The sequence below is a fragment of the Kribbella sp. NPDC056951 genome (genome assembly GCF_042674205.1).
Lineage (GTDB): Bacteria > Actinomycetota > Actinomycetes > Propionibacteriales > Kribbellaceae > Kribbella > Kribbella yunnanensis.
This window is the reverse complement of record NZ_JBHUQZ010000002.1, coordinates 848,848-873,937: the sequence shown is the minus strand read 5'-3', so window position 1 is coordinate 873,937 and position 25,090 is coordinate 848,848. Positions and strand designations below refer to the sequence as shown.

Below are 25,090 nucleotides of genomic sequence, written 5' to 3'. Positions count from 1 at the left end.
CAGTGCGGGGCGGGTGGGTCACAGCTGGGACGGCAAGTAGAGGTCGGCGATCTGCTGATCCGAGAGCACACCGGAATACATCTGTACGTCGTCGATGGCGCCGGTGAAGAAGTCACGCAGGCCGGCCGTCGAGGTCCACTTCGTTCCGAAGCGTGCCGCGCCGGTCGCGTTCCACGCACTGCGGTGATATGTCTCGGCCGCGAATTGGCCGCCGACGTACAGCCGCAGCATCTGATCCTTCGCGTCGTACACCGCGGCGACGTGCGTCCACCCACCGGCCACTGGCTCGTCGAACGGGCCGACCGCCGCGTGTACCTCCGCCGACGCCGAGTCTGCGACCGGCATCTCCACCGACCAGCGATAGCCGCCGTACAGGTCGTCCCAGACGTATCCCAGGCTGAAGCCGCTGACCTGCGAGCCGTCCTGACTGATCACGACTTCGTTCTTGCCGACCGCGGACGGCTTCACCCAGGCGGACACTGTGAAGCTGCCGTCGGTGCGGACCGCCGGTCCCGACGCCGTCAGTGCGCCGGTGCTGCCGTTCAGTTGCACCGCGTTGCCGGTCTTGCCGGCCACGCGGGACACGCCGCTGGCCGACCAAGCGGCCGGATGCGCCCCGGCGGCGTCGCCGGCCGTCGTACCGGAGCTCTCGTCCATCAGCCAATGACCGTCGCGCCGGGCCACCTGCTGGATCTCGCCCGGCAGCAACACCCGGCTGTGCACCTGCAGCTGGTCCAGATCACCCGGCCAGTACTCGCCGTACGTGCCGTTGACCTTCGACCGCCCGATCTGGAACGAGCCGGCCGCGTTCCACGGTGTCGTGTACGCCGTGGTCGCCTCGAGAACGCCGTTGACGTAAAGGCGGATCTGGGCGTTCGGTGCGTCGTACACGCCGGTCAGGTGCACCCACCTGCCGTCCGCCGCAGGCACTGTGGTGGAGGTCGCCCTGGTGTACGTCGGCGAGGCGACGTCGGCCGAGGTTCGGCTGAAGATCCACCGCTTGGCGGAGCTCGAGTAGGACAACGTGAAGGCGCCGGCCTGGGACCCGACCTGGGTGGCCACCACCGCGTTGTGCGAGATGTCGGTCAGTCGCACCCAGCTCGACACGGACAACGAGTTCAGCGTGTTGACCACCGCCCCGGTCGTCGCGGCGTACCCGGTCGTGCCGTTGAGCGTCAGGGCACCGCCTTGCCGGCCGTCGCCCCAGGACGCGCCGCCACCCAGGGTGGCGTTGTGCTTGACCGGCGCGGAGTCGACCGCCACGGTGCCGTCACCGGTCTCATCCAGTTTCCAGTCCCCGACCGGTCCGGGGGCCGCGCCGGCGTAGAACACTGCCGTCACCACCGCAGAACGGTTGCCTCCGGCATCGACCGAGCGGACGTGCAGCCAGTTCACGTACCGATCCGGTACGACGGAGATCGCCGCCTCGCCACCTGGCTGCGACGGCGTCGCGGTCAGGTTCAGCGTTGTCGACGTACCGTTCAAGGTGTACTCGTACTTGACCACGTCGGACTCGCCGTTCGCGCCGAACGTGACCGGCAGGCTCGTCCCCATCACCGCGTTGCCGGTCCCGTTGTCCGGGAACCCCGACGACACCGCCGTGGGTGCCTCCGGCGCTGCGTCATCCACGGCGAACTCGCACCATGGGCTCCACGCGCTGACGTCGATACCGTCCTCGGCCCGTACCCGCCACTTGCCGACCGCACCGTTGCCGAAGGCACCCGACGGAACCGAGGTTGCCACGACCGTCGGTGTCGCGCCCGCGACGACCGGTGAGACGTATTCCCCGGCAGGCGCCGTACCGTCGGCCGTCCACCACTCGAAGCGCGCCTGGACCGAGTTGTCGACGTCGTGGAGAGTCGCCCGGAGCGTCGGCGTCACCGTGGACACGACCAGCCGATCGGCACCCGTCACACAGGACGCCGAGCCTTCGGTGGTGAGGTTCGCCGGGGTGTCGGGAATCGTGTTGTAGTCGATGGTGATGCTCGGGTTGTTGGCGAACTTCCGCCACGAGTGCGCATCGTTCTTGCTCTCGGCCGCCGTCGACGAGCGAAGTCCCTGCGTGACGTTGGACCAACCGTTGGCCGCGGCGTTCGTGATCTGGCTGGTGACGTTGAACTCGACCCCGCCGGCCGGGCAACTCGACGACGAGAAGCCCTTCGCGAAGCTCTTCTTCTCCATCTGGTACGCCCACGTCGGCTGGTTCTTCCAGGTCGTCGCCGAGGAGATCGGATTGGTCGCCCACACCTGCACCTCGCGCACCGTGCAGGACCACGACCAGGTCGAGATCGTCTGCAGCGTGGCCTTGAGGATGTGCTTGTACTTCACGCCGCTGGTGTCGAACTGGAAGAACGACCGGGTGCGCTTCTGGTCCTCGCCGTCGTAGCCGACCCGGGCGACCTTCTCCGACGTTCCGAGGTTCGCGCCGTTGTAGAACGACGTGGTCGGGTAGTTGCTCCACACCTGGGTCCAGGCCTGCTTGACGCCGGACCACGACGGGTCGATGTAGACCGGGAACCGGGTGGTCTTGGCGGTCAGGAACGCCCGATTCGGCACGAGGGACAGCTGATCCCCGGCGACCCGGGCACCGACTGCCTTGACCTGGCCACCCGGCTGTACGGCTGACCCTTGACCGGAGGAGTCCCACATGTACGGCGCGGGTCCGCTGAACACGACGTCGCCAGCCGGATCCGTCGCGGTCAGGCCGGCCGCCGTGGAGCGAACCGTCAAACCCTTGGCTGTCAGGCGATACGGTAGCGAAGCGAGTGCCGGGTTCGCCGCAGCTGCCGCGTTCTTGACGACCAGGATCTGCGACAGACCGGCCGTCGAGGCAGTCAGGACGAGGTCGACACCGGGCAAGACCTCGCGGTAGGTCGCGGTCTCGCCGGACAACTCCGGCTGGGGGAGTCGGCCCGGCCAGCCGACAGCCAGCTCACGGCCGTCCCGGCGAAGCCGCACCAGCGGCATCTCGCCACCCCCGGAGAACGCCAGCTCGAGTGGACCGGCGATCGGCGCCACCGTTCCGTCGGCTCTGGCCCGCAACGTCATGTCCACCGGCACCCACCCGGACGACGCGTGGACCCGCACCGGCAACGCCGACTCGTGCCTGGTGTAGGAACCGTCCGGATTGGCGAACACCTGCCCGGTCTCGGTGGTCAGCGCGCCCACCTCGACCTTGCGTCCTGTCCTGGCGGCGACATCCTGCGCCTGTGCTTCGCCCAGCACCGCTTCATCTGACAGCGTTGCGGAAGCAGCCGGCGTCGACGTGACGACGACCAGGAGAGCTCCGAGGAAGGCGAGGACACAGCTCATCGCCACCGACAACGAACCGGCCTGACGCAGCCGTTGCAGAACTCCGACAACACAACTGCGACGAGACAGAGTGGGTTTGCCCAACATGACGGCCTCCACGGCGACGAAGGAAGATCTGAGTCCTCCATGCCAAGGAACACGGTCCAGCACTGGCGCGTCCACGAGGCCCCCGCGATCCTGCGCGTATCGACAACAGCCATGCGCGTGTCGACCCGGGGGGTCGGTGGCAGGATGACGTCGTGCGGATACTGATCGCGGAGGACGACGACAGCGTCGGTGAGGCGCTGATCGACGTACTCGGCGCGCATGGTCACCAACCACAGCGGGTCTCCAGAGGTGCCGACGTACTTCTTCGGCACAGCTCGGCCGATGTCGTGCTGCTGGACCTCGGCCTGCCTGACGGCGATGGGCTGGATGTGCTGCGGAAGCTGCGCCAGGTCAGCGAGGTACCGCTGCTGGTCGTCACCGCGCGCGGCGACGAGCGGTCGGTGGTGCGCGGCCTGCGGCTCGGCGCGGACGACTATCTGGTGAAGCCCGTGCGGTTGGGCGAGCTCCTGGCCCGGATCGACGTGGTGGTCACCCGTCGCGCCCGGAGCTCACTGGCGGCCGGGGTGGTCGAGGTGGGTGACGTCGTGATCGACCTGACCGCTCGGCGGGTCCGGGTCAGCGAGCGGGAGGTCACGTTGACTCCGAAGGAGTTCGACCTGCTCGGGGCGCTCGCCCGCCGAGCAGGTGCCGCGGTGAGCCGCGCGGTGATCCTCGACGAGTTGTGGGGCGACGCCTTCCTGGCGAGCTCGCGGGCGCTCGACGTCCACCTTGCCCAGCTCCGCGTCAAACTCGACAGGCCCGGGCTGATCACCACCATCCGCGGTTTCGGATACCGACTCGGCTCATGAGGACGCGAGTTCTGATCGTGCTGACGATCTTCTCTCTCGTTGCAGTTGCCGGGCTGGTTCTGCCGCTCCTCGCGACCACCTCTCAGACCCGCACCCAGGCACTGCTGCTTAGCCGCGTCGCAACGCTTGACCGGCTCGCCGCCCTGGCCAGGGAGATGCGGGATGCCGGTGACCTGGCCACCGTGCAGGCGGAAGCATCCCGGATGACCGAGGTGTACGGCGAAGACCTGCTGCTGGTGGGCCCGAGCGGACAACCTGTCCTGTCCACCGGTTCGTTGGACCTCAACGATCCGGGTGTGCGAGAGACCCTGGCATCCGCGTCGCGGAACCTTGCGCGGACGACCCTCGACCCGGTTCGGCCGTGGAGCGAGCCACAGCATCTGCTGGCCCGTCCCGTCGGGACACCCCACGATTTGGCCGGCGCGGTCGTGCTGCGCGTCGACGCCGGCCGGGCGATCTCCGCCGTACGTCGCGATTGGGCGCTGATCGTGACCGGGGCGATCGCCGTCGCGCTGCTCCTCCTCGAGCTGGCGATCCTGCTGACCCGCTGGGTGGTCCGTCCGGTACGGCGGCTCGAGGAGGCCGTCGTCGGTCTCGCCGAGACACCGACGAAAGGCCCGGCTGTGATGCTGTCCGGCCCACCGGAGCTGCGCAATCTGACCCGATCGTTCGCGGACATGGCGGCCACGGTCACCCGGTCCCTGGAGATGCAGCGCCGGATGGTGGCCGACTCATCGCACCAGCTGCGGAACCCGCTAGCGGCCGTCCGCCTCCGGCTCGACGCCCTGGCCTCGGAGCTCCGCGATCCGTCCAGCCCGCGGTTCGCAGGTATCCAGCAGGACCTCGATCGGCTCGAAGCGCTGCTCAACGATCTGCTCAGACTTGCCGAGGCCGAGAGCTGGAGCCCGGATGCCATCGCCGGTCAGTCGGTGGTGTCCGAGGTACTGCCCGGTGAAGTGGGAGCGTGGCGGCTGCTCGCCGCCGAGAACGGCGTCGACCTGGCAGCCGAGCTCGCCGTCGTACCGCCGGTGGCAGTCAGCGAAACCGACCTACGACAGATCGTCGGCGCTCTCGTCGACAATGCGATCAAGTACGCCGGCGAAGGAGCACGGGTGATCGTGCGGATCGAGCAGTCGGGTGCGGACGGCGTACGGCTGAGTGTCGTCGACGACGGGCCAGGGCTTCCCGCGGAGCAACGCGAGTTGGCATCGCAGCGCTTCTGGCGCGCCGACCAGCATCAATCGTCACAAGGCAGTGGTCTCGGTCTGGCGATCGTCGACCAACTGGTAAGCACCGCTGGCGGAACGCTCACGATCGAGGCGGCGACGCCACACGGCCTGGCGGTTCACATCGACCTGCGGACGGCGACATGAGCGGCTTGTCCCGGCGAGCCCTGCTGGCTGCCGGGCTGGCGTCGTTCGCAGGTGGTTGCAGCTCCGACCGACCATTCGTGGACCGGCTGGTGGTGGCCGGCGGTGAGCGTGGCGGCTTCTACCTGGAGTTCGCCAACCTCCTCGCCACCCAGCTGAGGGCTGCCAAGGTCGCCCGAACCGTCGAGGTGCGATCGACCGAGGGCAGCCTGCAGAACCTCGACCTCCTGCGTCTCAAGCAAGCAGACCTGGCAATCTGCCTCGCCGACGCCGCGGCGCAGTCCCGCGAGGTTGTCGCCCTCGGCAGGGTGTACGAGAACTACTTGCAGTGCGTGGTTCGCGCGGCCGGACCCGTCCGCCAATTACCTGACCTCGCCGGCAAGCGGATCTCCGCCGGCCCACCAGGCGCCGGCGCCGCCCTCACCACGAACCGCCTCCTCACCGCAGCCGGCATGCACGCCGACCGTGCCCCAGTAGTCGCCAACCTCCATCTTTCGGACGCCACTGACGCGCTCGCCACCGGACGAATCGACGCGATGTTCTGGTCCGGCGGCGTACCGACCCGGCGACTGTCAGACCTCTCCGCTCAGGTGCCCATCCGCCTGCTGCCTCTCGCCCCCTGGCTGTCCGCGCTGCGCTCGGCCTACAGCGTGGTCTACCAAAGGGCGCAGATCCCCGCCGGCACCTACAGCGGCGTCGAACAGGTCAGCACGATCGGCGTACCGAACTTCCTGATCTGCCGCCCCGAAGTCCCAGCTGCGGTCGCCTCGAAAATCGTCGACGTACTCGTCAACCATGCAGCCGGTCTGGTGCCGGCCGCCGCGGTCGGCGCCCACTACCTCGACCCGAACTCACTCATCGGCACCAGCCCCCTAAACCTCCACCCAGGCGCCGCCGCCCGCTACCGCACCCTCCACGGCTGAGGCGGTCAGTCGAGAGTTGGTGCTCACCGGCTCCAGATGGCGTGTTCGTAGACCGATCGGTGAGTGTCCGGCGGCCGTGGCTTGGCGGGTTGGTGATGGGCCTGGTCTTCGAAGTACAGGTCTCGGCTCAGGGCGTCGACCAGTCGGGGGATCCCGGTCGCCAGGCTCTGTGCGTCTCCCGCGGGAATTCCGAAGCTGAGACTGGTCGCCGCGGAGAAGACATGGATTCGTCCGACGAAGCTGGCCGCCTTCTTCGCGACGAGTTCGTAGCCAGGACCGAGGTAGGGGAAGCAGGCCAGATTCTCATGGGCGAGCTCGGCAGGTGGTTCGTACCGGTCTCGCCACAAGGCGATGTGCGGGGCGATGTCGGCCAGTTCGGGCCGGGTCCGTGGATCGTACTGATATCCCGTCCCGGCAAGAACGAAGTCGAAGACGTGTGAGCCGTCGGCCGCGTCGACGCGGACCTTGCCGCCGTCGGCTCGCGCGTCCCGCCACGGTGCCGAGAGATGGACACGAAACCCGGGAAAGGCCACGGCTCGCGTCAAGGACTCCAGCGTGCAACTGCGTCCAGCGCGAGCTGCCAGGACCTGGGCTCTCCACCGATCGGCGTCGTCGCGCCGATGAAAGTTCTCCTTGGCGCCGACGTTCCGCCCGATGTTGAGGCTCGGCTCCTGAACGAGAAGCTCGGACCTGCGGGTGAACACATGCGCCTCCTGCGCACCGGCCTCCAGCGCCACGGCCGCAGCATCCAGCGCCGAGGAACCAGCACCCAGTACGGCGACGCTCCGTCCGGCGAGCTGTCCGAAGTCGATGCGATCGCCCGTGTGAGCGGCCAGGTGCGAGGGAAGCGCGCGGAAGTACGGCGGCAGAGCGGGGCCCCCGGTGCCCTCGACACCCGTGGCCAGCACCAGCTTCCGAGTCGTCTCGACCCGTTCGTCCACGTGGCCGTCGGTACCGGTCACCGCAAGCCGGAGCACAAGGTGGTCCGAGCCCGGGACGACGCCGACCAATCGCGTGTCGTGGCGAACGGGAACGTCGACGACGGATCCGAACCAGGCGACGTACTGCGCCCAGACGGTCCGGGGAATGTTCTCGACGACGTCGTATGCGGCCTGGCCATGAAGACCCTCGTACCAAGCCCGGAAGCTCAATTCCGAGTGTCCGAATTCCGGCTGCGGCCAGCTCTTCGGAGTGCGCAACGTGTGCATCCGTGCGGTGCTCATCCAGCTACCCGCCTCGCCAGGAGCCGCCGCGTCGACGACAGCAGCACGGCCGATCCCAGCCCGCCGCAATGCGAATCCGATCCCAAGCCCGGCCTGCCCCGCACCAACGACGACCACGTCGTGATCGGCGGAAGTACGACGTACCCAGTTATCAGGATCAGGCCCGAAACGGCGCATCGCGTGCACTCACACACCTCCCCAACAGCTGTCCCGTCACTAAGCCCGACCACTCTGCCACGCCCCGGGCCGACAGATCCCTTCGGGCTGGGCCGAAAGCGGTCGCCGGGCGCCGAGCGGGAATCGAGGCTGGGCGGATGAGAAAACTCATCGTTCTTGCAGTCCTGGCGATCACGTCGACCACCTCGACGGCGGCGGCCGCGCGCCCCTGGCACGAGCCGCATCGCCCATCGACGTACGTCGTGTCGGAGACGCCAGGTGATACGCCCGAGGGGATCGAGGTCACGCGCGACGGCACCATCTACGTCACGAGTGTCGGGACCGGCGCCGTCTATCGCGGTTCGGCGCGGAGCGCCCGGCTCCAGCTGTTTCTGCCGCCTGGGTCCGACGGCCGCACCCAGGCGACCGGCATACACGTGGATCGCTGGGGCCGGATCCTCGTCGCCGGCGCGAGCACCGGGCGGCTCTTCCAGTACGACGCCCGCGGCCGGCTGCTCGCGTCACGATCGGCAGCCGCAGGCTCGTTCCTGAACGACTTCGCCTTCACCAAGGACGCCGTCTACGTCACCGATTCGGCGCACAACCAGATCTGGCGAGCGCCGCTCACCCGGCACGGGCTGGGCGAGCTCGAACCGTGGATCACGCGTGACCAGATCTCTCCGAAGCCGTACTTCCTCAACGGCATCGTCAGCACTCCCGACGGCCGCACCTTGCTCGTCGGCGAACAAGGTCAGGACCTCACCTATCGCGTGGACATCGCCTCGCGCGTGGTGCGGCCGGTCGAGGCCGACGGGGTTCTCTCGGGCGACGGTTACCTGCTCGAGGGACATCACTTGTACGTCGTCCACAACGCAGGCAACGGCCGCTATGTCACCAGGCTGGCCCGGCTCGATCGCACGTGGTCCAAGGCCACGATCCTCGCCGATTCGGCACCGGGCGCCGCCGGAACGACCCCGACCACGATCGCGCGGGATCGCGGCCGCCTGCTCTGGGTGAACAGCCAACTCGACCATGCCCCAGGGACTCCGCCGTACACCGTTTCCGTCGTACCGGGTCTGAACTAGCAGTCCATGCCGAGCAGCTGAACAGCGATGGGGGTGAGCGAGTGGTGGGCAGTGCCCCGTGATCGGTCGGTGGTCAGCAGACCGGCGGTGCGCAGAACGCGGGCATGCTCGGACGCAGAGGCGATGGAGATGTTGAGCCGGCGGGCCAACTGGCCGGTGCCGGCGGGGGCGGCGAGGGTTCGCAGGACAGCAGCGCGGGTGCGTCCAAGGAGTTCGGCCAGGGCATCGGCCGAATCCCGCTCGTCCGAATCCACCGCGGGCAGGGCGACAGCTGGGTAGACGAGCAGTGGAACCACTGCGGGCTCGTCGAAGATCAGGCACTCCGAGACGAAAGGTGACGGACAGAGCCTCAGGCCTCGGCCGGCCAGCTTCACGTCGTACTCGAATGGCATCGAGAAGCTGAGGAGGCCGTCCTGCCAGGCGACCTTCGGATGCAGAGTCGCAAGCAGCTCTTCGCTACCGCCGGTGAGGACCGTCCGCGAGCGAATGGCCAGGTCGGCCGCGTGAGCGCGCCCCAGGTCGATCGCGGACGGTCCGACCACGAGCCGGTGGAACTCACGGACGGCGCCGCCCAGCGCTCGACGCGCATCAGCCTGGCCACGCAGCAGCGCCCGCAGAAAAGGATGAATCTCAGCCGGCAGGTGCGGTGCGAGCTCGGCGCGCATCAAGTCTGCCGGGGTCTCCAGCAGACACTCGATCGCTGATTCCAGCCCGGCCCTGTCCACCTGCGGTGTGAGGAAGCCCGGAAACTGCCCGGTCGGCGAGATCAGCTTGAACAGCGGCCCCATCGCCGGCCGAACCCGGCTCGCGGCCACCCGCCGCCACCGCCGAGCCGTGGCGGATGTCTGACCAGCACCGAGCGCACGAGCGGCCAGCGCCGCCTGCCGAAGCGGCTCGGGTTCGGGGAGGAAGGTCACCCGCCCAACGTCCGCCGCGGTGAAGTGGATCCGGATCACGGCCTGATTCTCACGGCTCGACCACGTCCACACCACCCTCCACCCACCAGCTGAAAGCGATTTGAAAGCCGGTGGGCGCAAAGTGTTCCGGCGATCAAATGTCAGTGTCCGGGAGGGCGCCGTGCTACGCATTCATTTCACGCCGCGTGACCTGACGCGAACCACGGTATCCGCAAAGCCCGCCCCGCTGTGGGAGGTCCTGCTCAGCCTGCAGATGCTGCAGCAACAGGAAGGCCGACTCGTCTTCGGGGACTGGCGTCGACATGTCCGGGCCCGGGTGGCGCCGGACCAGCTGCGGCTGCTGCTGGAACTGACACCGCCCAAGGGCTACTCCCCGAACTTCCTCACGCCTGCCGAAGCGGCCCCTGACTTCGAGCGCGCGCTCTCGTCATCGTGGAGCCGCGAGCTCGCGCAAGGCGACCGCCACTCGATGCGCAAGCTCGGCCGAGCCATCCGGACCTACCACGACACCGCGATCGCGCCGTACTGGAAGTCGATCGGCACTCACGTGTCAGCCGACCATGCCCATCGCGGTGAGGCATTGGCCCGGCACGGGGTGGAGCGGTTGCTGTCGACTCTGCACCCCCGGGTTCGCTGGGCCGACCCCGTACTGCAGGTCCTCGACATGGACGACCGCGATTTCTACCTCGACGGGAGCGGCATCGAGTTGCAGCCGTCGGCGTTCTGCTGGCGGGTGCCGATCAAGCTCGCCGACCCGGGGCTGAAGCCGATCCTGGTGTACCCGATCAATCATGCTCCGGGGATGCTGCGGCAGGCATCGGCGGAGCCGAACGACCACGGGGATGCTCTCGGCGCCCTGCTCGGCTCCACCCGGGCGGCCGCCCTGGAAGCCGCGGTGAACGGTTGCTCCACGAACGAGCTGGCCAGGCTCTGCAAGGTCTCCGCCGGGGCGGCGAGCCAGCAAGCGCACATCCTGCGCGAAGCCGGCCTCATCACCACGCGCCGGGTGGGCGCGACAGTCCGCCACGAAGTGACCCAGCTCGGCATCTGGCTGCTCGCGGGTCACGGCGCCGATCGCGAGGACTGAACGGGTGGACCGCACGACGCGGCCCACCCGTCCGGATCATGCTGGTGTCAGCAGCCGTTGTAGGTGTGGCACCATTCGTTTTGCTGCTGCGTCTTCTCGCTGAAGTCCTTCGCGCGCTTCGCCTCCGCCGGAGTTGTCGTGGACATGTCCCAGATCCAGTCGAAGAGGTCGCTGGCGCCCTTGCCACCGGCTGCTCCACACACCCATGGTGCGGCCCCGCCGGTGACCGGCGCCGCTGGAGCACAGGCGGCCGCGCCACCTGCGGCGCCACCGGCCGTACCGAAGGCCTTCAGCCATTCGAACCAGCCCGGCTGCTCCGGATCCTCGTCGCTCAGTTCCTCGTCGCCGTCCGGGCCTCCCATGCTCAGCAGTTTGCCGCCGCCGAGCGCGAGTACGTCGCTGCCGTTCTTTCCTTGGTTGTTGACTCCGCGCTGGCTCGCGTACCAGCGGGCGACGGTCTGGGCCACTTGCCGGGCCGCGTCGGCCAGGATGTCGGTCGACTTCTTCAGGAGCGCGTCGAGCTGTTTCGACTCGGCGTCACCGACCCAGCGTTTGAGCTTCCTGGTCACCCGTTCCTGGACCTTGACCAGTTCCTTGATGGTTCGGTGGATCTTGATCATCCGCTTGATCTCGACCGTGATCCAGTACCCCAGGATCTGCGCCAGCGCGTGCAGACCGACCGCTTTCAGGACGCTCTGCGCGGCCGAGAGCACCCGGACGAACACCCGCTTGCGTTCGAGGATCTGCTTCTGCTCGACGATGCGCTTGTAGACCGTCTTGATCACGGTGCGCATCATCGTCACCGTCTCGGTCACATACCGCCGGCCATCCGGGTCACTGAAGCTCACCGGGCTGTTGTTGCCGTAGGCATAGGCGTTCAGCTGCTGCGGATCCTCGACATCGGTGACCGGGTCCACCGAGATGAATCTGCCGAGCTTCGGGTCGTAGGCGCGAGCGCCCAGCTGGACCAATCCGGTCGACACGTCCTGCAGACCACCGACGAAGCCGCGCTGGCCCGGCCAGGTAGGCGTCGCCCCGCGGAGTTCGCCGTACGGCGTCATCCGGCGTCGCTGGACCGCCAGACTGTCCGCGTCGACCGAGACGTTCATCGTCCCGTGGTGGTCGCTGCTGACCCAGGTGAGCTTGGTCGCGCCGGTGCGGATCGCCACCTTCTGGCCGCCCAAGGAGTAGTACCGGGTACCCACCAGCGATCCGTCGGGCTTCAGGAGAAGCTCCGTGTCACCGAGCGACAGGGTCGTGCCACTGGCGTCCTTGCGGAGCAGTTGGGTGCCGTTGGCGTCGTAGATGTTCTTGGTTGTCCTGCCCGTTCCGGCGACGGTGTCCAGCTTGCCGTCTCCGGTCCAGGTGAGGCTGTCGGCCGTGCCGTCCTGGGTCCGGGTCTTCAGGTTGCCGGCCGCGTCGTAGGTGTACTGGTCGACCTTGTTCACGCCCGGGCCAGTAGTGGTCACCTTCTGAACGGCATGGGGCCGCGCCTGGCCGGCCGCCGGGTATTCGTAGGTGCTGACGGTTTCGCCCGCGGGTGTCGTCCGCTTCTCGGTCTTCCGGTTGCCGGTCACGTCGAAGGTCCAGCTGTGCCAGTACGGCGCCGGACCACCCAGTGTGGCCTGGCTGGGTGCTGCGTCACAGTTGCCACCGGCCGGGGTCCAGGCCTGCGTCAGCCGCCGGTAGTAGTCGTAGTCGAAGCACTGTCTGTCCGCTACCGCTTGGGTGGTCGGGGTGTCGGTCACCTCGGTGATGTTGCCGGCGGCGTCGTAGGAGTACTGCACATTCGACTCGAGCCCGTTCGGGGTGACCATGCCCGCACCCTTCAGCTGGTGCGTTCCCTCCTCGAAGTCGAACAGCTGCTCGGCCCAGTTGGCGCCGCGCTCCATCTTGATCCGGCTGGTCTCGCCGTACGGCGTGTAGTCGGTCTCCGTGACGTAGCGGTCCGCGCCGGTCAACGTGATCGGCCTACTGCGCTTGTCGTACTCGTAGGTGAGCGTCTCGGTCGGCAGACCACCGACAGCCGGCACGGTGAAGGTCTTGGGTTGGCCGTCCTCGGTGTAGGTCCTGGTCGTGCTGTAGGTCCCGGCGAGGTTGCCTTCGGTGGCCGGAAGGACGATTTGCTGGCCGGTGGGCCGCCCTGCCTCGTCGTACCCGGTGTACTGCAGCCGGTAGGGCTGCCCGTTCACGTAGCGGGTCGCGCTGGTCAGCGAGCCCACCTTGATCGTGTCGTACGTCCATTCGTTCAGTAGCGTGCCGTCGACGGTGGTGGTCTTGGGCCGTCCCACCGCGTCGTAGGTGTACGTCTGCGTTACACCGCGGGCGTCCTTCGACGTCTGGAGCTGGTCGAGCTCGTTGTAGGTGTAAGTGGTGAGGCCCTGGTCGGGTGTCTGGTCGCTGACCTTGCGGCCGCGGACGTCGTACGTATATCTCCAGATGTTGCCGGCCGGGTCCGTCACCGAGGCCAGCTGACCCGCCGGGTGATAGGTGTACGACGTCTTGTCGGGGACGCCGGTCGCCGTGCTGCCGTGATAGCTGCGCAGCTCGATGAGACGGCCCTGGATATCGGTGACCCGGGTGGTCGCCTGCTCACCGGCCGGTGGCTCGATCGTCTCGACCCCGGTCGCGTTGTCGTGCTTGCGATTCCACAGCTGCTGCCCGACCGACTGGAACGTCTCGGTCTTCGCGCGGCCGAGGGCGTCGTACGTGGTCAGCTTCTGGGCCGGCAGCGATTTCTCGTCCACCGGCTTGACGATCTCCAGGCCGAGCGGGGCGTCGTTGTAGTACGGGCCGTTCTGCTTCACCTCCCGGCCCTGCGAGTCGTAGATGTAGTCCGTGACCACTCGGCCGAACCCGTCGGCGGATTCCTCCTGGGTCTGCCGGCGACGCATCAGGCCGTCGCTGAACTCACGCTTGACCTCGACCCTGCCGTCCGAGCGCAGCGAGGTGCTGGTCACCATCCCGGCCTTGCCCTGGCCGTCGTGGTACTCGTTCTTCTGGTTCGGCACGCTGGTGGTGTTCCCGGCCAGCCAGGTCTCGGTGACCCGCCCGAGCGCGTCCCGTTTGGTGGCCGACCGGCGACCGGCCGGGTCGATCACGACGGTCTCTTCACCCCACGCCGGTTCCAGCTCGGTGGTCGAGGTCTGCCCGTTCGGCTGCGTGGTCTTCGTCTTGGTCAGTGGCCCGCCGGCCGTCGGGGTGTACTCGACATTCGTCAGGTTGCTCTTGGCATCGGTGCTGGACCTGACCCGGCCGAAGACGTCGTACGTCGACGTGCTCGTCGTCTGGTAGATCTCCTTGCCGGCGGTGTCGAAACCGGCGAGCCGCTGCGTCGCGACCTTCGCCCCGGTGTTCGCGTCGTAGCCGGTCTTCTCGTCGGCGAGGACGTTGTCCTTCGTCCACGGCTTGTCACAGCTCACGTTCACTGTCTGCTCGCGGGCCGGCAGTTCCTTGATCCCTCGGGCGAGGTTGCTGAACCACTCGTACCGGACGCAGACGTCGTCGTTCGGGTTCGCCAGGTCCCGGCGATCGGTCTTGGCCACCAACCGGCCGCTGACCGGATCGAAGGTGTTGGCGGAGGCGCTCTTGCGCCAGCCGGCGCCGACCGCTTCGTCCTGAGCGACGGCCTGCTCGTCGACCTGGTTGGCCGTGGTCGTTCCCCACGGTTTCACCCGCGTCGCGCGGGCGGGCGACACCCAGTGGTCGGTGATCGATCGCTCCACCAGGGTGGTGCCTTCGTACGTCGCCTGCTCCCGCAGCTTGCCGGACAGGGCGTTGACGTCATCGGTTTTCACGCCGGTGGAGTCGGTGACCTGGACGTCCTTCGTTCCGCCGGCTTGCAGCTTGTCGCCGTCCATGCCGCGGTAGTAGGTGTTGACCTTCACCTGCTGCGGACCGTCGACGCCGTTGCCGGTGATGACCTTGACCTTCTCGTACCCGCGCCACTGCGACCAGGTCTTCTTGCCGATCTCGACCAGGCCGTCCTCGTCGTCGTAGCGCCAGGCCGGTGGGGTCAGGTATTCCAGTGTCGTGACCGTTCCGGTCGTACCGCCGACCAGGTCGCTCTCGGTCACCTGGTTCACCACGTACTTGTGGAACCAGTCCTCACGCTCCGCCTGGTTCTGCGGCGTCCACTTGATCGGTTGGCAGCGCTTGGTGTTCTGGTCCGGCGCCGGAACATTGCCCGGCAGACTGCAGTCGGGTGGCAGGTAGCCGACCGCGATCTGCCCACCGGTGCCGTAGGTGATGGTCTGCATGCGGGGCCAGTTCAGCTTCGGTTGCCCGGCAGAGCCGGAATCCAGCAACCGGTTCGGCATCATCACCGCGCTGAAGGTCGTCTCGGGCAAGGTGGTCTGTCCGGCCACCAGACCGACGTTGGTGACGCCGTCCAGCCAGAGCATCGGCGATCGGCCTTCGTCCTGAGGGTCCAGGTAGACGTGCCGGAACGACCAGGTGCTGACCGGCGCGAAGGCGGTGCCGCGCCAGACCTGCGTGGTCACCTTGGCCAGCCGCTTCTTGGTCCAGAACGACGGATAGAACTTGTTGTCGCAGTTCGTGGTGCTGGTGCACTCGAGATCGAGCGGGGTGTCGGGGTAGTCCGAGGCGACACAGCCCGACGGCTTCAGGCAGCGCTCGGCGGTGGTGAACTCCACAGCCGCCACCTTGGCGGCGTTGTCGAAGACCTGGCCGTCGCGCTGACCGTACTCGATCCGCCGGATGTTCCCGGCCCGGGTGTACTGGCTGACCGAGGTCGCCGTACCGGCTCGGGCGTAGTTGTTCTTCTCGACGTCGTAGAACAGGCTCATGGTGTTGCCGAACGCATCGACCACGTAGTCGAGGTTCCATCGATACGCCTGCTGGCAGTGGGAGGCGGCAAAGGCCGTCTGGTGACACGGCTCGCTCGCGTGGTTGCCGAAGACGGGCAGGGTCCAGACCGAGTTCGTGTCCTGTGCGGCAGTGGTTGCGCCAGGCAACTTGTTCTTACCGAAGTAGAACTTGGTGCCGGCCTTGTCCGTCAGTAGCCAGTACTCTCCCTTCGCGCCCGCACCGCTGTCCGGGCCGAGGTCGCCGTTGTCGGCGCCGGTAAGCCGTTCCACGGTGACGCCGTCGTCGGACCGCGACTTCCACACGCCGGTCTGGTCGTCGAGGACCAGCTCGCCGCCGGCGCCGTTCAGGCTGAAGGTCGCGTTGTCGGTCGCCCAGCAGTAGTCGCCGACCGCGGTGGTGCCGTTGTTGCCGGTCTGTTCCGACTTCACCCCGCAGGAGGCGTACCGGCGCTCGATCGAACCACCGGGTGCGAGGTCGAAGCCCGCGCCGGCCCAGGACGACTGACTGTTGCCCGCGGTCGTGCGGCCGTCGACACTGCCTGAGGAGTACGCCAGCGAGACCTCCGCCTTGGGGCCGATGAGACTCGGCGGAACCTGCATCGGATACGCCCAGGAGAAGTCACCGGACGACCCGCCGACCTGCCAGGTCGCCGTCGGACTCAGGGAGGTGGTGGTGCTGTCGCCGGACGGACCGGACGGCGCGGCCTGCAAGGCGAACGTGGTGAACTCCGCTCCCACCGGAACGTCGGCCGACACCTCGGCGGAGCCGTCGTTCCGAGTCGGCAGCGGGACTGCCGCGCAGCTGGGCTTGCCCGGCGTCGTCGCCGCACAGGCAGGCACCGACGCCAGCCGCAGACGAGTACTCCAATCCCCACCGAAAGCCTGCTTGAAGCTGCTGTAGTCCAGCCGCAAGGAAACAACGCCGGGCGTTCGGAGGCCATCGGCGCGCCGCAATCTCAACCGCACCTCGTCGCCCACTCGGCCGGTCAACTCGACCGCCACCTTCGCCGGTACGACGCCGGGTGCGGTCACCGCCGGGTTCCTGAGGCCGCCTTGCGACCCGGGCCGGCCGATCCGGACCGGCAGCACGCCGGCCCGGGCGGCCGGGCCAGGACCGGCCTGCTGAGCTTGTCCGCTGAGTACGGCGCCCCAGGTGTTCTGCTCGCTGACAGGCTGAGCAGGCGGCATGCTCACCTCGGCCGTGCCGGCCTTCGGCCAGACTGGCGCCGGGATGCTGGTCACCGTTCTCTCCGCGTCGCGATCCGCTGTTCCCCGTTTGGCCGCGACTCCCTGGACGGGCAGCGGCCGGTCCTTACGGGCCTGCCAGCCTGCCTTCGGATCCTGCTTGGTGGGCCGGTCGACCGCGGCGGACATGCCCGGCGTACTCACGAGCAGGCTGATCACCACGACGCACGCCAGCGTGGCTCTGGGCAGATGTCGTCGACGTTGGGGCATGGAAATACCTCCTGGGACGGAAATGGTCTCCACTGAATCGGTTCAATGGTCATTTCCGCAATACTTTTAGCCGACGTCGAAACGAGTAACTCGTCGATCGCGAGTATTTCGCGAGAAATTTAGCGCAGACCAAAATGCTTCTCGGTCCGTCGCGGAACTGCCAGCATGTCTGCGATCCCATCCACCCGGCGGTGACGGAGACTGCTATGCGACAGGCCAGAACTGCCCACCTGCTGGCGATCTCCGCCATCCTTGCCCTGCTGCCACCGAGCCTGGCCGTGGCGCGCACGCCGACTACCGCCACGGGCCACGCCGGACCGGCCGCGGTCGTCCGGGCTGATCCAGCCGATGGGCCGGCGGCCCAGGCGAAACACACCGGAAAAAGCGTCGAATTGACCGGGTCCACGACTGAGACCCGGCAGGTCTTCGTCAATCCCGACGGAAATCACACCCTGATTGAGAATGCACGCCCGGTCCGCGTGCGCACCGCGAAGGGCTGGACTCCGGTCGATCACACCCTTCGCTTCGGCGCCGGCGGTTCGGTCCGTCCGGCCGCGGCCGGGACCGGTTTGGTCCTGTCGGGCGGTGGCCCTGGCTCGGGCCTGGTCTCGATCGGCAAGAGCGGGGCCCGGTTGCGAATGAGCTGGCCCGCCCCGCTGCCGAAACCGGTCCTGCACGGCGACACGGCGACGTACCAGGACGTCTTTCCCGGCGTCGACCTGCAGTTGCGGTCGGAGCCCGCCGGGTTCGCGCAGGTTCTGGTGGTCAAGAACCGGACCGCCGCCCTCAACCCCGCCCTGCGGAAGCTGCGATTCCCCGTGCAGGGTGACGGGTTGACGGTGTCCACCAAGCCCGACGGCACCACCGTTGCCACCGACGGCAAAGGCCGGGTGGTCTTCGCTTCCGGTCAGGCGACGATGTGGGAGGCGGGTGCCGAGACCACCCGACGGCACGCGCGGCTGCCGGTCGAGCTCGGCTCCGGAGTGCTGACGGTGGTCCCGGATCAGCGGTTGCTGACCGGCGCGGACACGAAGTTCCCGCTGTCCATCGATCCGTCCTGGGCCGGCTTCGTCGGCGACATGTGGACGCACGTCGACGAGGACCATCTCGATCAGTCGTACTGGAACTTCGACCGGGCCGAAGGCGCCAAGGTCGGCGAAGCCTACGGCGCCGACACCGACACCTACCGCTCGCTGTTCCAGCTGAGTACGGCGGGGATCGCCGGGGCGCGGGTGATCGACGCGAAGTTCAGCATCACGCTGGACCACAGCCCGAGCGGTACGGATACTCCCGTCGAGCTCTGGCAGACGCTTCCGATCAGTCGCGCGGAGGCGGTCACCTGGAGGAACACCAGCAACCACTGGCTGAAGAAGCTGGCGGTGGCCTCGGGGAGCGCCTGGACAGGGCATGAACCGGACCTCGCGATGGGGTTCCTGTCGACCGACCTGCACAACCTCGTTCAGGAGATCGCCGACCGTGGTGAGCAGACCATCACCTTGGGCCTGAAGGCGCCGAACGAGACGGACCCGATGCAGTGGAAGAAGTTCTTCGGGGGCACGGCGGCCATCGTGGTCACGTACAACAACGCGCCTCGGGTTCCGATCCGGGTGAACTTCACCTCGCCGAAGCCGTGCGGCACGGCCGTCGCCCCGGCGGTGATCAACACGGTCAACCCGCAGTTCTCGGCGGTCGCGAGCGACCCGGACGGCGACAACCTGACGAACCGGCTGGAGATCTTCCGCGCCTCCGACGGCGGCTCGGAGTACCTCCAGGACTCACCGTTGACCGGTAACGGTGCCGCCTTCAGCTGGTCGGCCGTGCCGGCCGGCGAGCTGGTCGACGGGGGCACCTACTACTTCACCGCCCGCAGCGACGACAAGGTGCCGAACGACAACCTCGAGTACGGACCCGCCAGCGCACCGTGCTACTTCCGGATCGATGCCCGGCCGCCGTCGACACCGGCCATCTCGTCGACGGACTTTCCCAACGGCGCTCCTGGCCGGCCTGCTCGTGAGGTCGGAATCATCCAGCTCACCGCGGCGGCCGTCGACACGGATGTGGCCGAGTTCGCGTACGGCTTCACCCGCGAGAAGATGACGCTGCGGATCAAGGCCCGTCCAGACGGAACGGCCAGCTTGCCTGTCACGGTTCCGTCGGGCACGCGCCGGCTCTGGGTCAGTGCGGTCGACCGGGCCGGCAATCGGAGCGTGCCGACTCAGCCGTGGCTGCTACTGGCTCAGTCGAACCCCAGCACCTTCAAGGTCCGCGGCGATGTCAACGGCGACGGCACCGCCGACGTCAATCTGGTCCTCGACCACGGCTCCGGACGGACCGGCGTCTGGAACCTGACCAGCCGCAACGGCACCTTCACGACCGGCACGATGGCCTGGGACAGCGAGAACAGCGGCGGTTTCGCGCTGTCGCGCACCAGGCCTGTGCAAGGCGACTTCACCAACGACGGCCGGGCGGACCTGGCGTTCTTCCGCGATGAGCCGGGTCGCCGGGTCGGGCTGTACCTACTGCGGTCCGACGGTGACAGGTACGACGCGCCGTCGACGCCGATCTGGACGAGTGAGACAGCCGGCTGGACGATCGTGTCTGCCCGGGTGGTCGCCGGCGACGTCGACGGCGACGAGATCTCCGACATCGTCGTCCAGCTGAACACGGGCAATCAGAACTGGCGGGTGCTCGTGTTCCCCGGGAGCAATCTCGGCGCACCGGCACAGTGGTTGCAGACTGCCGCCGGCTCGGGGGACTGGGCGCTGAGCGACGTCGTCGTGGCCGATATCGACGCGGACAAGGCCGACGATCTCGTCGTACTGAAGAAGACCGCCACCTGCCGGACCGTGATCGAGAGCTACCGATCGACCCGGACCGGGTTCGCCGCGCCGACAACGGGCTACGACGGCGACTACTGCTTCGACAAGGGTCATCCGGTGGTCGGGGATATCGATGCCGACGGCAAGGATGACGTGGTGTCGATCTACGACAACGGCGCCGGCACCGCGTTGCGGGTGTTCCGCTCGACCGGTTCTGCCTTCCAGTTGCAGGACTGGTGGACCGGGACCGGCTGGGACCCGGTCACGACGCTGCTCAAGGTCGGGGACTACGACAAGGACGGCAAGGAGGACGCTGCGCTGGTCACCTCACTCACCGGTGGCGGACGTGAGGTCTTCCAGCTGCGCTCGACCGGTACGGCGTTCAGCGCGCCGGTCCCCAGTTGGAAGGAGACCAATGTCGGGGCCAGCACGGGGCCGCGATTCGACCTGGAGGCCCGGACTTACGAGCTGGTCGCTCGGCACAGCGCGAAATGTATGGAGGTGGCCGGCGGAAGCCAGACCGATCCCGCGCCGTTCCAGCAAGGTGACTGCACGAACAAGCTGTACCAGCGCTTCCGGATCGTTCCGGTGGCCGGCACCGAGCAGTACGAGGTACAGCCGGCGCACGTGAACGGAGCCGCGATCGACGTGAAGCCGCGCTGTCTCGACGTGGGAAACCAGAGCACAGCGGACGACACACCCATCGTTCAGTGGAAGTGTGTCGGCACCGGCAATCAGCAGGTCCTGCTGGACTATGTCGAGGGCAGCAGCTACGACGCGGTCTTCCGGCTCCGCTTCGGGCACAGCGGCAAGTGCGCGGCGATCGCGGCCGCGGGCACCGCCAACGGAGCCAAGCTCATCCAGCGGCCCTGCGCCACCGGAGCCGAACAGCAGTGGGTACTCCGGGCAGCACTGAACGCTCCTCAACTGGACGGCCGGTACAAGATCCGGACGATGCGCACGATCGACTCGCCGTCGATGGACTACGTGCTCGACATCGCCGACTGTGACGCGGCGAAGGGCATCCGGATGTGGGTGTGGGTGCCGGGCAGTCCCTGCCAGCGCTGGCAGCTCAAGCCGCTCGGTGACGACGTCTACCAGATCATCGACCCGTCCACGAACAAGGCCGTCCAGGTCGAAGGCTGCTCCCGGCTAGCCGGCGGCAAACTCGTTCCCTTCGACATCGACGCCGCCGACTGCCAACGCTGGCGGATAGAACCGGCCGCAGATGGCAGTTACACCCTCCAGCAGGCCGACACGGGACACATGATGGACGTCCCCGAATGCGTCCGCTCCACCACCGATCGAGTCATCGTCTGGCACTACTGGAACGGCCCCTGCCAACGCTGGCAACTCACCAAGACCTGAGCCCTGGTGCGCCGCGGTCACTCGCGGCGTACCGGGGTGACCAGCAGGCTGATGTCGAGTGCGGCGGGGGAGTGGGTGAGGGCGCCGACCGAGAGGGCGTCGATGCCGGTGGCGGCGATGTCGGCGATCGTGTTCAGGGTGATGGTGCCGGAGGCTTCGAGCCGGCAGGCGGACCCTGATGCGTCGCGCTCCTTCACAGCCAGGGCAACGTCCTCGGTGGACATGTTGTCCAGCAGGATCCACTCGACCTGGCAGTCGAGCGCATCGCGGGCTTCGGCCAGAGTGGTGACCTCGACCTCGATGGCCAGCTCCTGGCCCTCCCTGGCCATGCCATCGCGGACTCGGCGCACGGCCGACCGGATTCCGCCGGCCGCGGCGAGATGATTCTCCTTGAGGAGAACCATGGTGGCGAGGTCGAGTCGGTGGTTGGTCCCGCCGCCGCAGGTCACGGCGTACTTGTCCAGCGCCCGGAGGCCGGGTGCGGTCTTCCGGGTGTCGAGGAGCCGCACGTCGCGCCCGCCGATCGCGGCCACGAAGGCCGACGTCAGGGTGGCGATACCCGACATCCGCTGCGCGAAGTTCAGCGCGACCCGCTCGCCGGTGATGATCGAGCGTGCCGGGCCACTGATCGACGCCAGCGTCTGTCCGGGAACGACTGCGTCGCCGTCGGCAACGGCCGGCCGGACAACAACGGTGGCGTCGATCTCGTCGTACACACTCTGTACGACGGACAGCCCGCAGACGCGTCCCGGCTGTTTGGCGATCATCGTCGCCTCGACGTGCAGCGCCGCCGGGACGCTCCACCGCGTGGTCACGTCGTCCGCCGCGTGATCCTCGGCCAGTGCGGCCCGGACCGCGGTCAGGATCGTTGCTGTCGCTGGTTGCATGAGGAGCATCCCTTCATCGGTGGTGGGCGTGGGGGCCATCAGGCCGTCGGAGCCTTGCCGATAGCAACCATCCGCTGGACCGAACGCCTGGCCCGCTCGGTGATCTCGCTCGGCAGCTGGATCTCGTCGGGCCCTCGCGCAGGCATCGGACCAGCAGTTCCGGGGTGATCATCTTCATGAACCGGCACGACGCCTTCGGGTTCACCGGGACGAATGTCGTGTGCTGATTCACCTTGCGCAACTGGTGCAGCATGCCGATCTCCGTGGCGACGAGGGCGGTCTCGGCCTTCATGCCGCGGGCGCTCTCCAGCATCCCGGCCGTGGAGAGGATGTGGGTCCGCTCGGCCGGCAGGTCGCCTCGCCCGGCCAGCCATATCGTCGACGACGCACAGCCGCATTCGGGGTGCACGAGGACCTCGGCGGTGGGATTGGCCGCGACCTGGGCGCGCAGATCGACCGGGCTGATACCGGCGTGCACATGGCACTCACCCATCCACACCTCGATATTGTCCCGGCCCGTCTGCCGCCGGACATGCTCCCCGAGGAACTGGTCGGGCAGGAACAGCACCGGCTGATCGCGCGGGATCGAGTTGACGACCTCCACGGCGTTGGACGATGTGCAGCAGATGTCGGCCTCCGCCTTCACCGCCGCACTGGTGTTGACGTAGGCAACGACCGCGGCGCCCGGGTGCTGGGCTTTCCAGGCACGCAACTGATCCGCGTCGATGGTGTCGGCCAGCGAACAGCCTGCCTGGGCGGTGGGGATCAGCACGGTCTTGTCGGGGCTGAGCAGCTTGGCGGTCTCGGCCATGAAGTGCACGCCGCAGAAGACGATCGTGCCGGCGTCGGTCCCGGCCGCGATCCGGGACAGTGCGAGCGAGTCGCCGACGTGGTCGGCGACGTCCTGGATCGCCGGCTCCTGGTAGTTGTGGGCGAGGATCACCGCGTCTCGCTCGCGGGCGAGGCGGCGTACCTCGTCCTGCCAGTGGGTCGCTCGGGTCTCGGCAATAGTCACGTCGATGTCCTTTGAAAGGTTTTCGCCTCTGAGACGATAACTAGGAGCACGGTACCATCGTCGGCGTGCCGGGAACCAAGGAAGGTGATCGGGTTAACTTCCCCAGTTACCCCCACGAAGTGCTCGCGGTGGTCCTCTCCGTCCGCGACGGCAGACTGTGCGTCCTGCTGTGGAAGCGCGCCCGGAGTCCGCACCGGGACCGATGGGCCCTTCCCGGCGGCGGCGTCGAGGCCACCGAGAGGTTCCGGGAGGCGATCACCGGGCACCTCGCCGCGAAGGTCGATGTCCGCGACGTCGCGCATCTGGAGCAGCTGGCCACCCACAGTCGCGTCGACCGCGATCCTCGGGCCCGGGTGCTGGCCACGGGCTATCTCGGCCTGGTTCCGTCCGACGTCCAGCCGGACCTTCCGTCCGACACGGCCTGGCATCCGGTCGAGGAACTGCCGCGGACCGCGTTCGACCATCACCACTTCATCGAGGCTGCGACGGGGCGGCTGCGCGCGAAGCTCTCGTACACGAACATCGGGTTCGCGCTGGCTCCGCTCGAGTTCACCATCGCGGAGCTGCGGGATCTCTTCGGTGCGGCCCTGGGCTACCAGCTCGGCGCCACCAATCTCACCCGCGTCCTGACCCGCCGGCACGTGATCGACCCGACCGATCGGCGAGCCAGCTCCGGCCAGTCCGGCGGACGCCCGGCCACCGTCTACAAGTTCGTGACCCGCGAACTCACCGTCACAGACCCGTTCGCGGTCCTCCGGCCGCCACGATGATCTGATAGGAGATGGGGGAGCCATGAGCGCACAGCTGCCCGGCCGGCCGGTGGTCACCGACGGCGGGCTGGAGACCGACCTGATCTTTCACCACGGCGTGGATCTGCCGTACTTCGCTGCGTTCCCCTTGCTGGACAGCGAAGAGGGCCGATCGCTGCTGACCGAGTACTACGACGGATACGCTGCGATCGCCGAGCGGGCACGGGCAGCCCTGATGCTGGAGTCGGCGACCTGGCGGGCCAGCAGCGACTGGGGAAAGCTGCTCGGGTACTCCGAGGACACCCTCGCGCGGGTCAACCGGGACGCGACCGCGATGCTCCTCGCCCTCAGGGACAAGTACCGCCGGACGGTCACAGATGTGGTTGTCGGTGGGGCGGTCGGCCCGCGCGGGGACGGCTACCGTCCGGACCGGCTGATGGAAGCCGCTGAGGCCGCCGAATATCACCGCCCACAGATTGAGGCATTCGCGCAGGCAGGCGCGGACCTCGTAACGGCCTACACGATCACCCATGTCGGCGAGGCGAGCGGGATCGTTCGGGCGGCGCGTGCCGTCGGCCTGCCGGTGGCGATCTCCTTCACCGTAGAGACCGACGGCCGATTGCCGTCCGGTGACTCGCTGAAGACGGCGGTCACCACCGTGGACGAGGAAGGCGGCCCGGACTACTTCTTGGTCAACTGCGCCCATCCAGTCCACGTGTCGCAGGCTCTCGCCGAGGAAGGCCCGTGGCGCAACCGCATCGCCGGCCTCCGGTGCAACGCCTCCACCAAGAGCCATGCGGAACTCGACGAGGCCACCCAACTCGACGAAGGCGACCTCCGGCTACTCACCACAACCCACGACCAACTGAAGCCCCTGCTGCCCAACCTGTCCATCATCGGAGGCTGCTGCGGCACCGACGCCAGACACGTAGCCGCCCTCTGGGGCCTCTGAGCGACCAGCGCGCGATCTTTGCCAGTGGCAACCTTCGTCGCCGGAAT

13 protein-coding genes and 1 pseudogene are annotated in these 25,090 nt (G+C 67.9%); 8 read left to right on the top strand and 6 right to left on the bottom strand.

Features of this window, described 5'->3' with window-relative positions; translation table 11 throughout:
• Positions 1–18: 18 nt before the first annotated feature.
• Positions 19–3,399 carry a LamG-like jellyroll fold domain-containing protein gene (locus ACFTSF_RS11535; protein WP_380153755.1) on the bottom strand — a complete coding sequence of 1,127 codons (3,381 nt, stop codon included), beginning with the start codon at positions 3,397–3,399 and terminating at the stop codon, positions 19–21.
• Between the two features lie 152 nt (positions 3,400–3,551).
• Between ACFTSF_RS11535 and ACFTSF_RS11530 the strand changes: the two genes are divergently transcribed.
• From ACFTSF_RS11530 to ACFTSF_RS11520, 3 genes are read left to right on the top strand one after another with little or no spacing between them, the layout of a single operon-like run.
• Positions 3,552–4,208: a response regulator transcription factor gene (locus ACFTSF_RS11530; protein WP_380153754.1), complete on the top strand. Its 657-nt coding sequence runs from the start codon at positions 3,552–3,554 to the stop codon at positions 4,206–4,208.
• Positions 4,205–5,581 (top strand): sensor histidine kinase, encoded by a 1,377-nt coding sequence (locus ACFTSF_RS11525; RefSeq protein ID WP_380153753.1) that lies wholly within the window; start codon positions 4,205–4,207, stop codon positions 5,579–5,581. Before ACFTSF_RS11530 ends, ACFTSF_RS11525 begins: the two co-directional genes overlap by 4 nt.
• Positions 5,578–6,501: a TAXI family TRAP transporter solute-binding subunit gene (locus ACFTSF_RS11520; protein ID WP_380153752.1), complete on the top strand. Its 924-nt coding sequence runs from the start codon at positions 5,578–5,580 to the stop codon at positions 6,499–6,501. Before ACFTSF_RS11525 ends, ACFTSF_RS11520 begins: the two co-directional genes overlap by 4 nt.
• A gap of 23 nt (positions 6,502–6,524) precedes the next feature.
• Here ACFTSF_RS11520 and ACFTSF_RS11515 read toward each other — a convergent pair whose 3' ends face one another.
• Positions 6,525–7,901 (bottom strand): SidA/IucD/PvdA family monooxygenase, encoded by a 1,377-nt coding sequence (locus ACFTSF_RS11515; protein WP_380153985.1) that lies wholly within the window; start codon positions 7,899–7,901, stop codon positions 6,525–6,527.
• A gap of 137 nt (positions 7,902–8,038) precedes the next feature.
• On the opposite strand from ACFTSF_RS11515, the gene ACFTSF_RS11510 reads away from it, so the two are divergent.
• Complete coding sequence (locus tag ACFTSF_RS11510) at positions 8,039–8,965, top strand: SMP-30/gluconolactonase/LRE family protein (protein ID WP_380153751.1); 927 nt, start codon at positions 8,039–8,041, stop codon at positions 8,963–8,965.
• On the opposite strand, the gene ACFTSF_RS11505 is transcribed toward ACFTSF_RS11510, so the two are convergent.
• On the bottom strand, positions 8,962–9,921 hold the full coding sequence (locus tag ACFTSF_RS11505) for an ArsR/SmtB family transcription factor (RefSeq protein ID WP_380153750.1): 960 nt from the start codon (positions 9,919–9,921) through the stop codon (positions 8,962–8,964). The genes ACFTSF_RS11510 and ACFTSF_RS11505 overlap by 4 nt on opposite strands.
• Positions 9,922–10,042: 121 nt before the next feature.
• Between ACFTSF_RS11505 and ACFTSF_RS11500 the strand changes: the two genes are divergently transcribed.
• A complete protein-coding gene (locus ACFTSF_RS11500) occupies positions 10,043–10,969 on the top strand; it encodes an ArsR/SmtB family transcription factor (protein ID WP_380153749.1) in 927 nt (308 codons plus the stop codon).
• 47 nt (positions 10,970–11,016) lie between these two features.
• Here the strand turns inward: ACFTSF_RS11500 and ACFTSF_RS11495 are convergent, their stop codons facing one another.
• The gene (locus ACFTSF_RS11495) at positions 11,017–17,253 is read right to left on the bottom strand and encodes an RHS repeat domain-containing protein (RefSeq protein ID WP_380153748.1); all 6,237 of its coding nucleotides are present in this window, start codon (positions 17,251–17,253) and stop codon (positions 11,017–11,019) included.
• 206 nt (positions 17,254–17,459) lie between these two features.
• On the opposite strand from ACFTSF_RS11495, the gene ACFTSF_RS11490 reads away from it, so the two are divergent.
• On the top strand, positions 17,460–21,440 hold the full coding sequence (locus ACFTSF_RS11490) for an RICIN domain-containing protein (RefSeq protein ID WP_380153747.1): 3,981 nt from the start codon (positions 17,460–17,462) through the stop codon (positions 21,438–21,440).
• Between the two features lie 17 nt (positions 21,441–21,457).
• Here ACFTSF_RS11490 and nadC read toward each other — a convergent pair whose 3' ends face one another.
• Positions 21,458–22,327, bottom strand: coding sequence for a carboxylating nicotinate-nucleotide diphosphorylase (nadC, locus tag ACFTSF_RS11485; RefSeq protein WP_380153746.1), 870 nt, complete (start codon positions 22,325–22,327; stop codon positions 21,458–21,460).
• A 38-nt stretch (positions 22,328–22,365) separates the two neighbouring features.
• Positions 22,366–23,348 (bottom strand): annotated as a pseudogene (nadA, locus tag ACFTSF_RS11480) (quinolinate synthase NadA).
• Positions 23,349–23,407: 59 nt separating this feature from the next.
• On the opposite strand from nadA, the gene ACFTSF_RS11475 reads away from it, so the two are divergent.
• Together ACFTSF_RS11475 and ACFTSF_RS11470 are read left to right on the top strand one after the other, a co-directional pair.
• Positions 23,408–24,112, top strand: a complete 705-nt coding sequence (locus ACFTSF_RS11475; RefSeq protein WP_380153745.1) for an NUDIX domain-containing protein — start codon at positions 23,408–23,410, stop codon at positions 24,110–24,112.
• Between the two features lie 22 nt (positions 24,113–24,134).
• A complete protein-coding gene (locus ACFTSF_RS11470; RefSeq protein ID WP_380153744.1) occupies positions 24,135–25,043 on the top strand; it encodes a homocysteine S-methyltransferase family protein in 909 nt (302 codons plus the stop codon).
• Positions 25,044–25,090 lie beyond the last annotated feature (47 nt).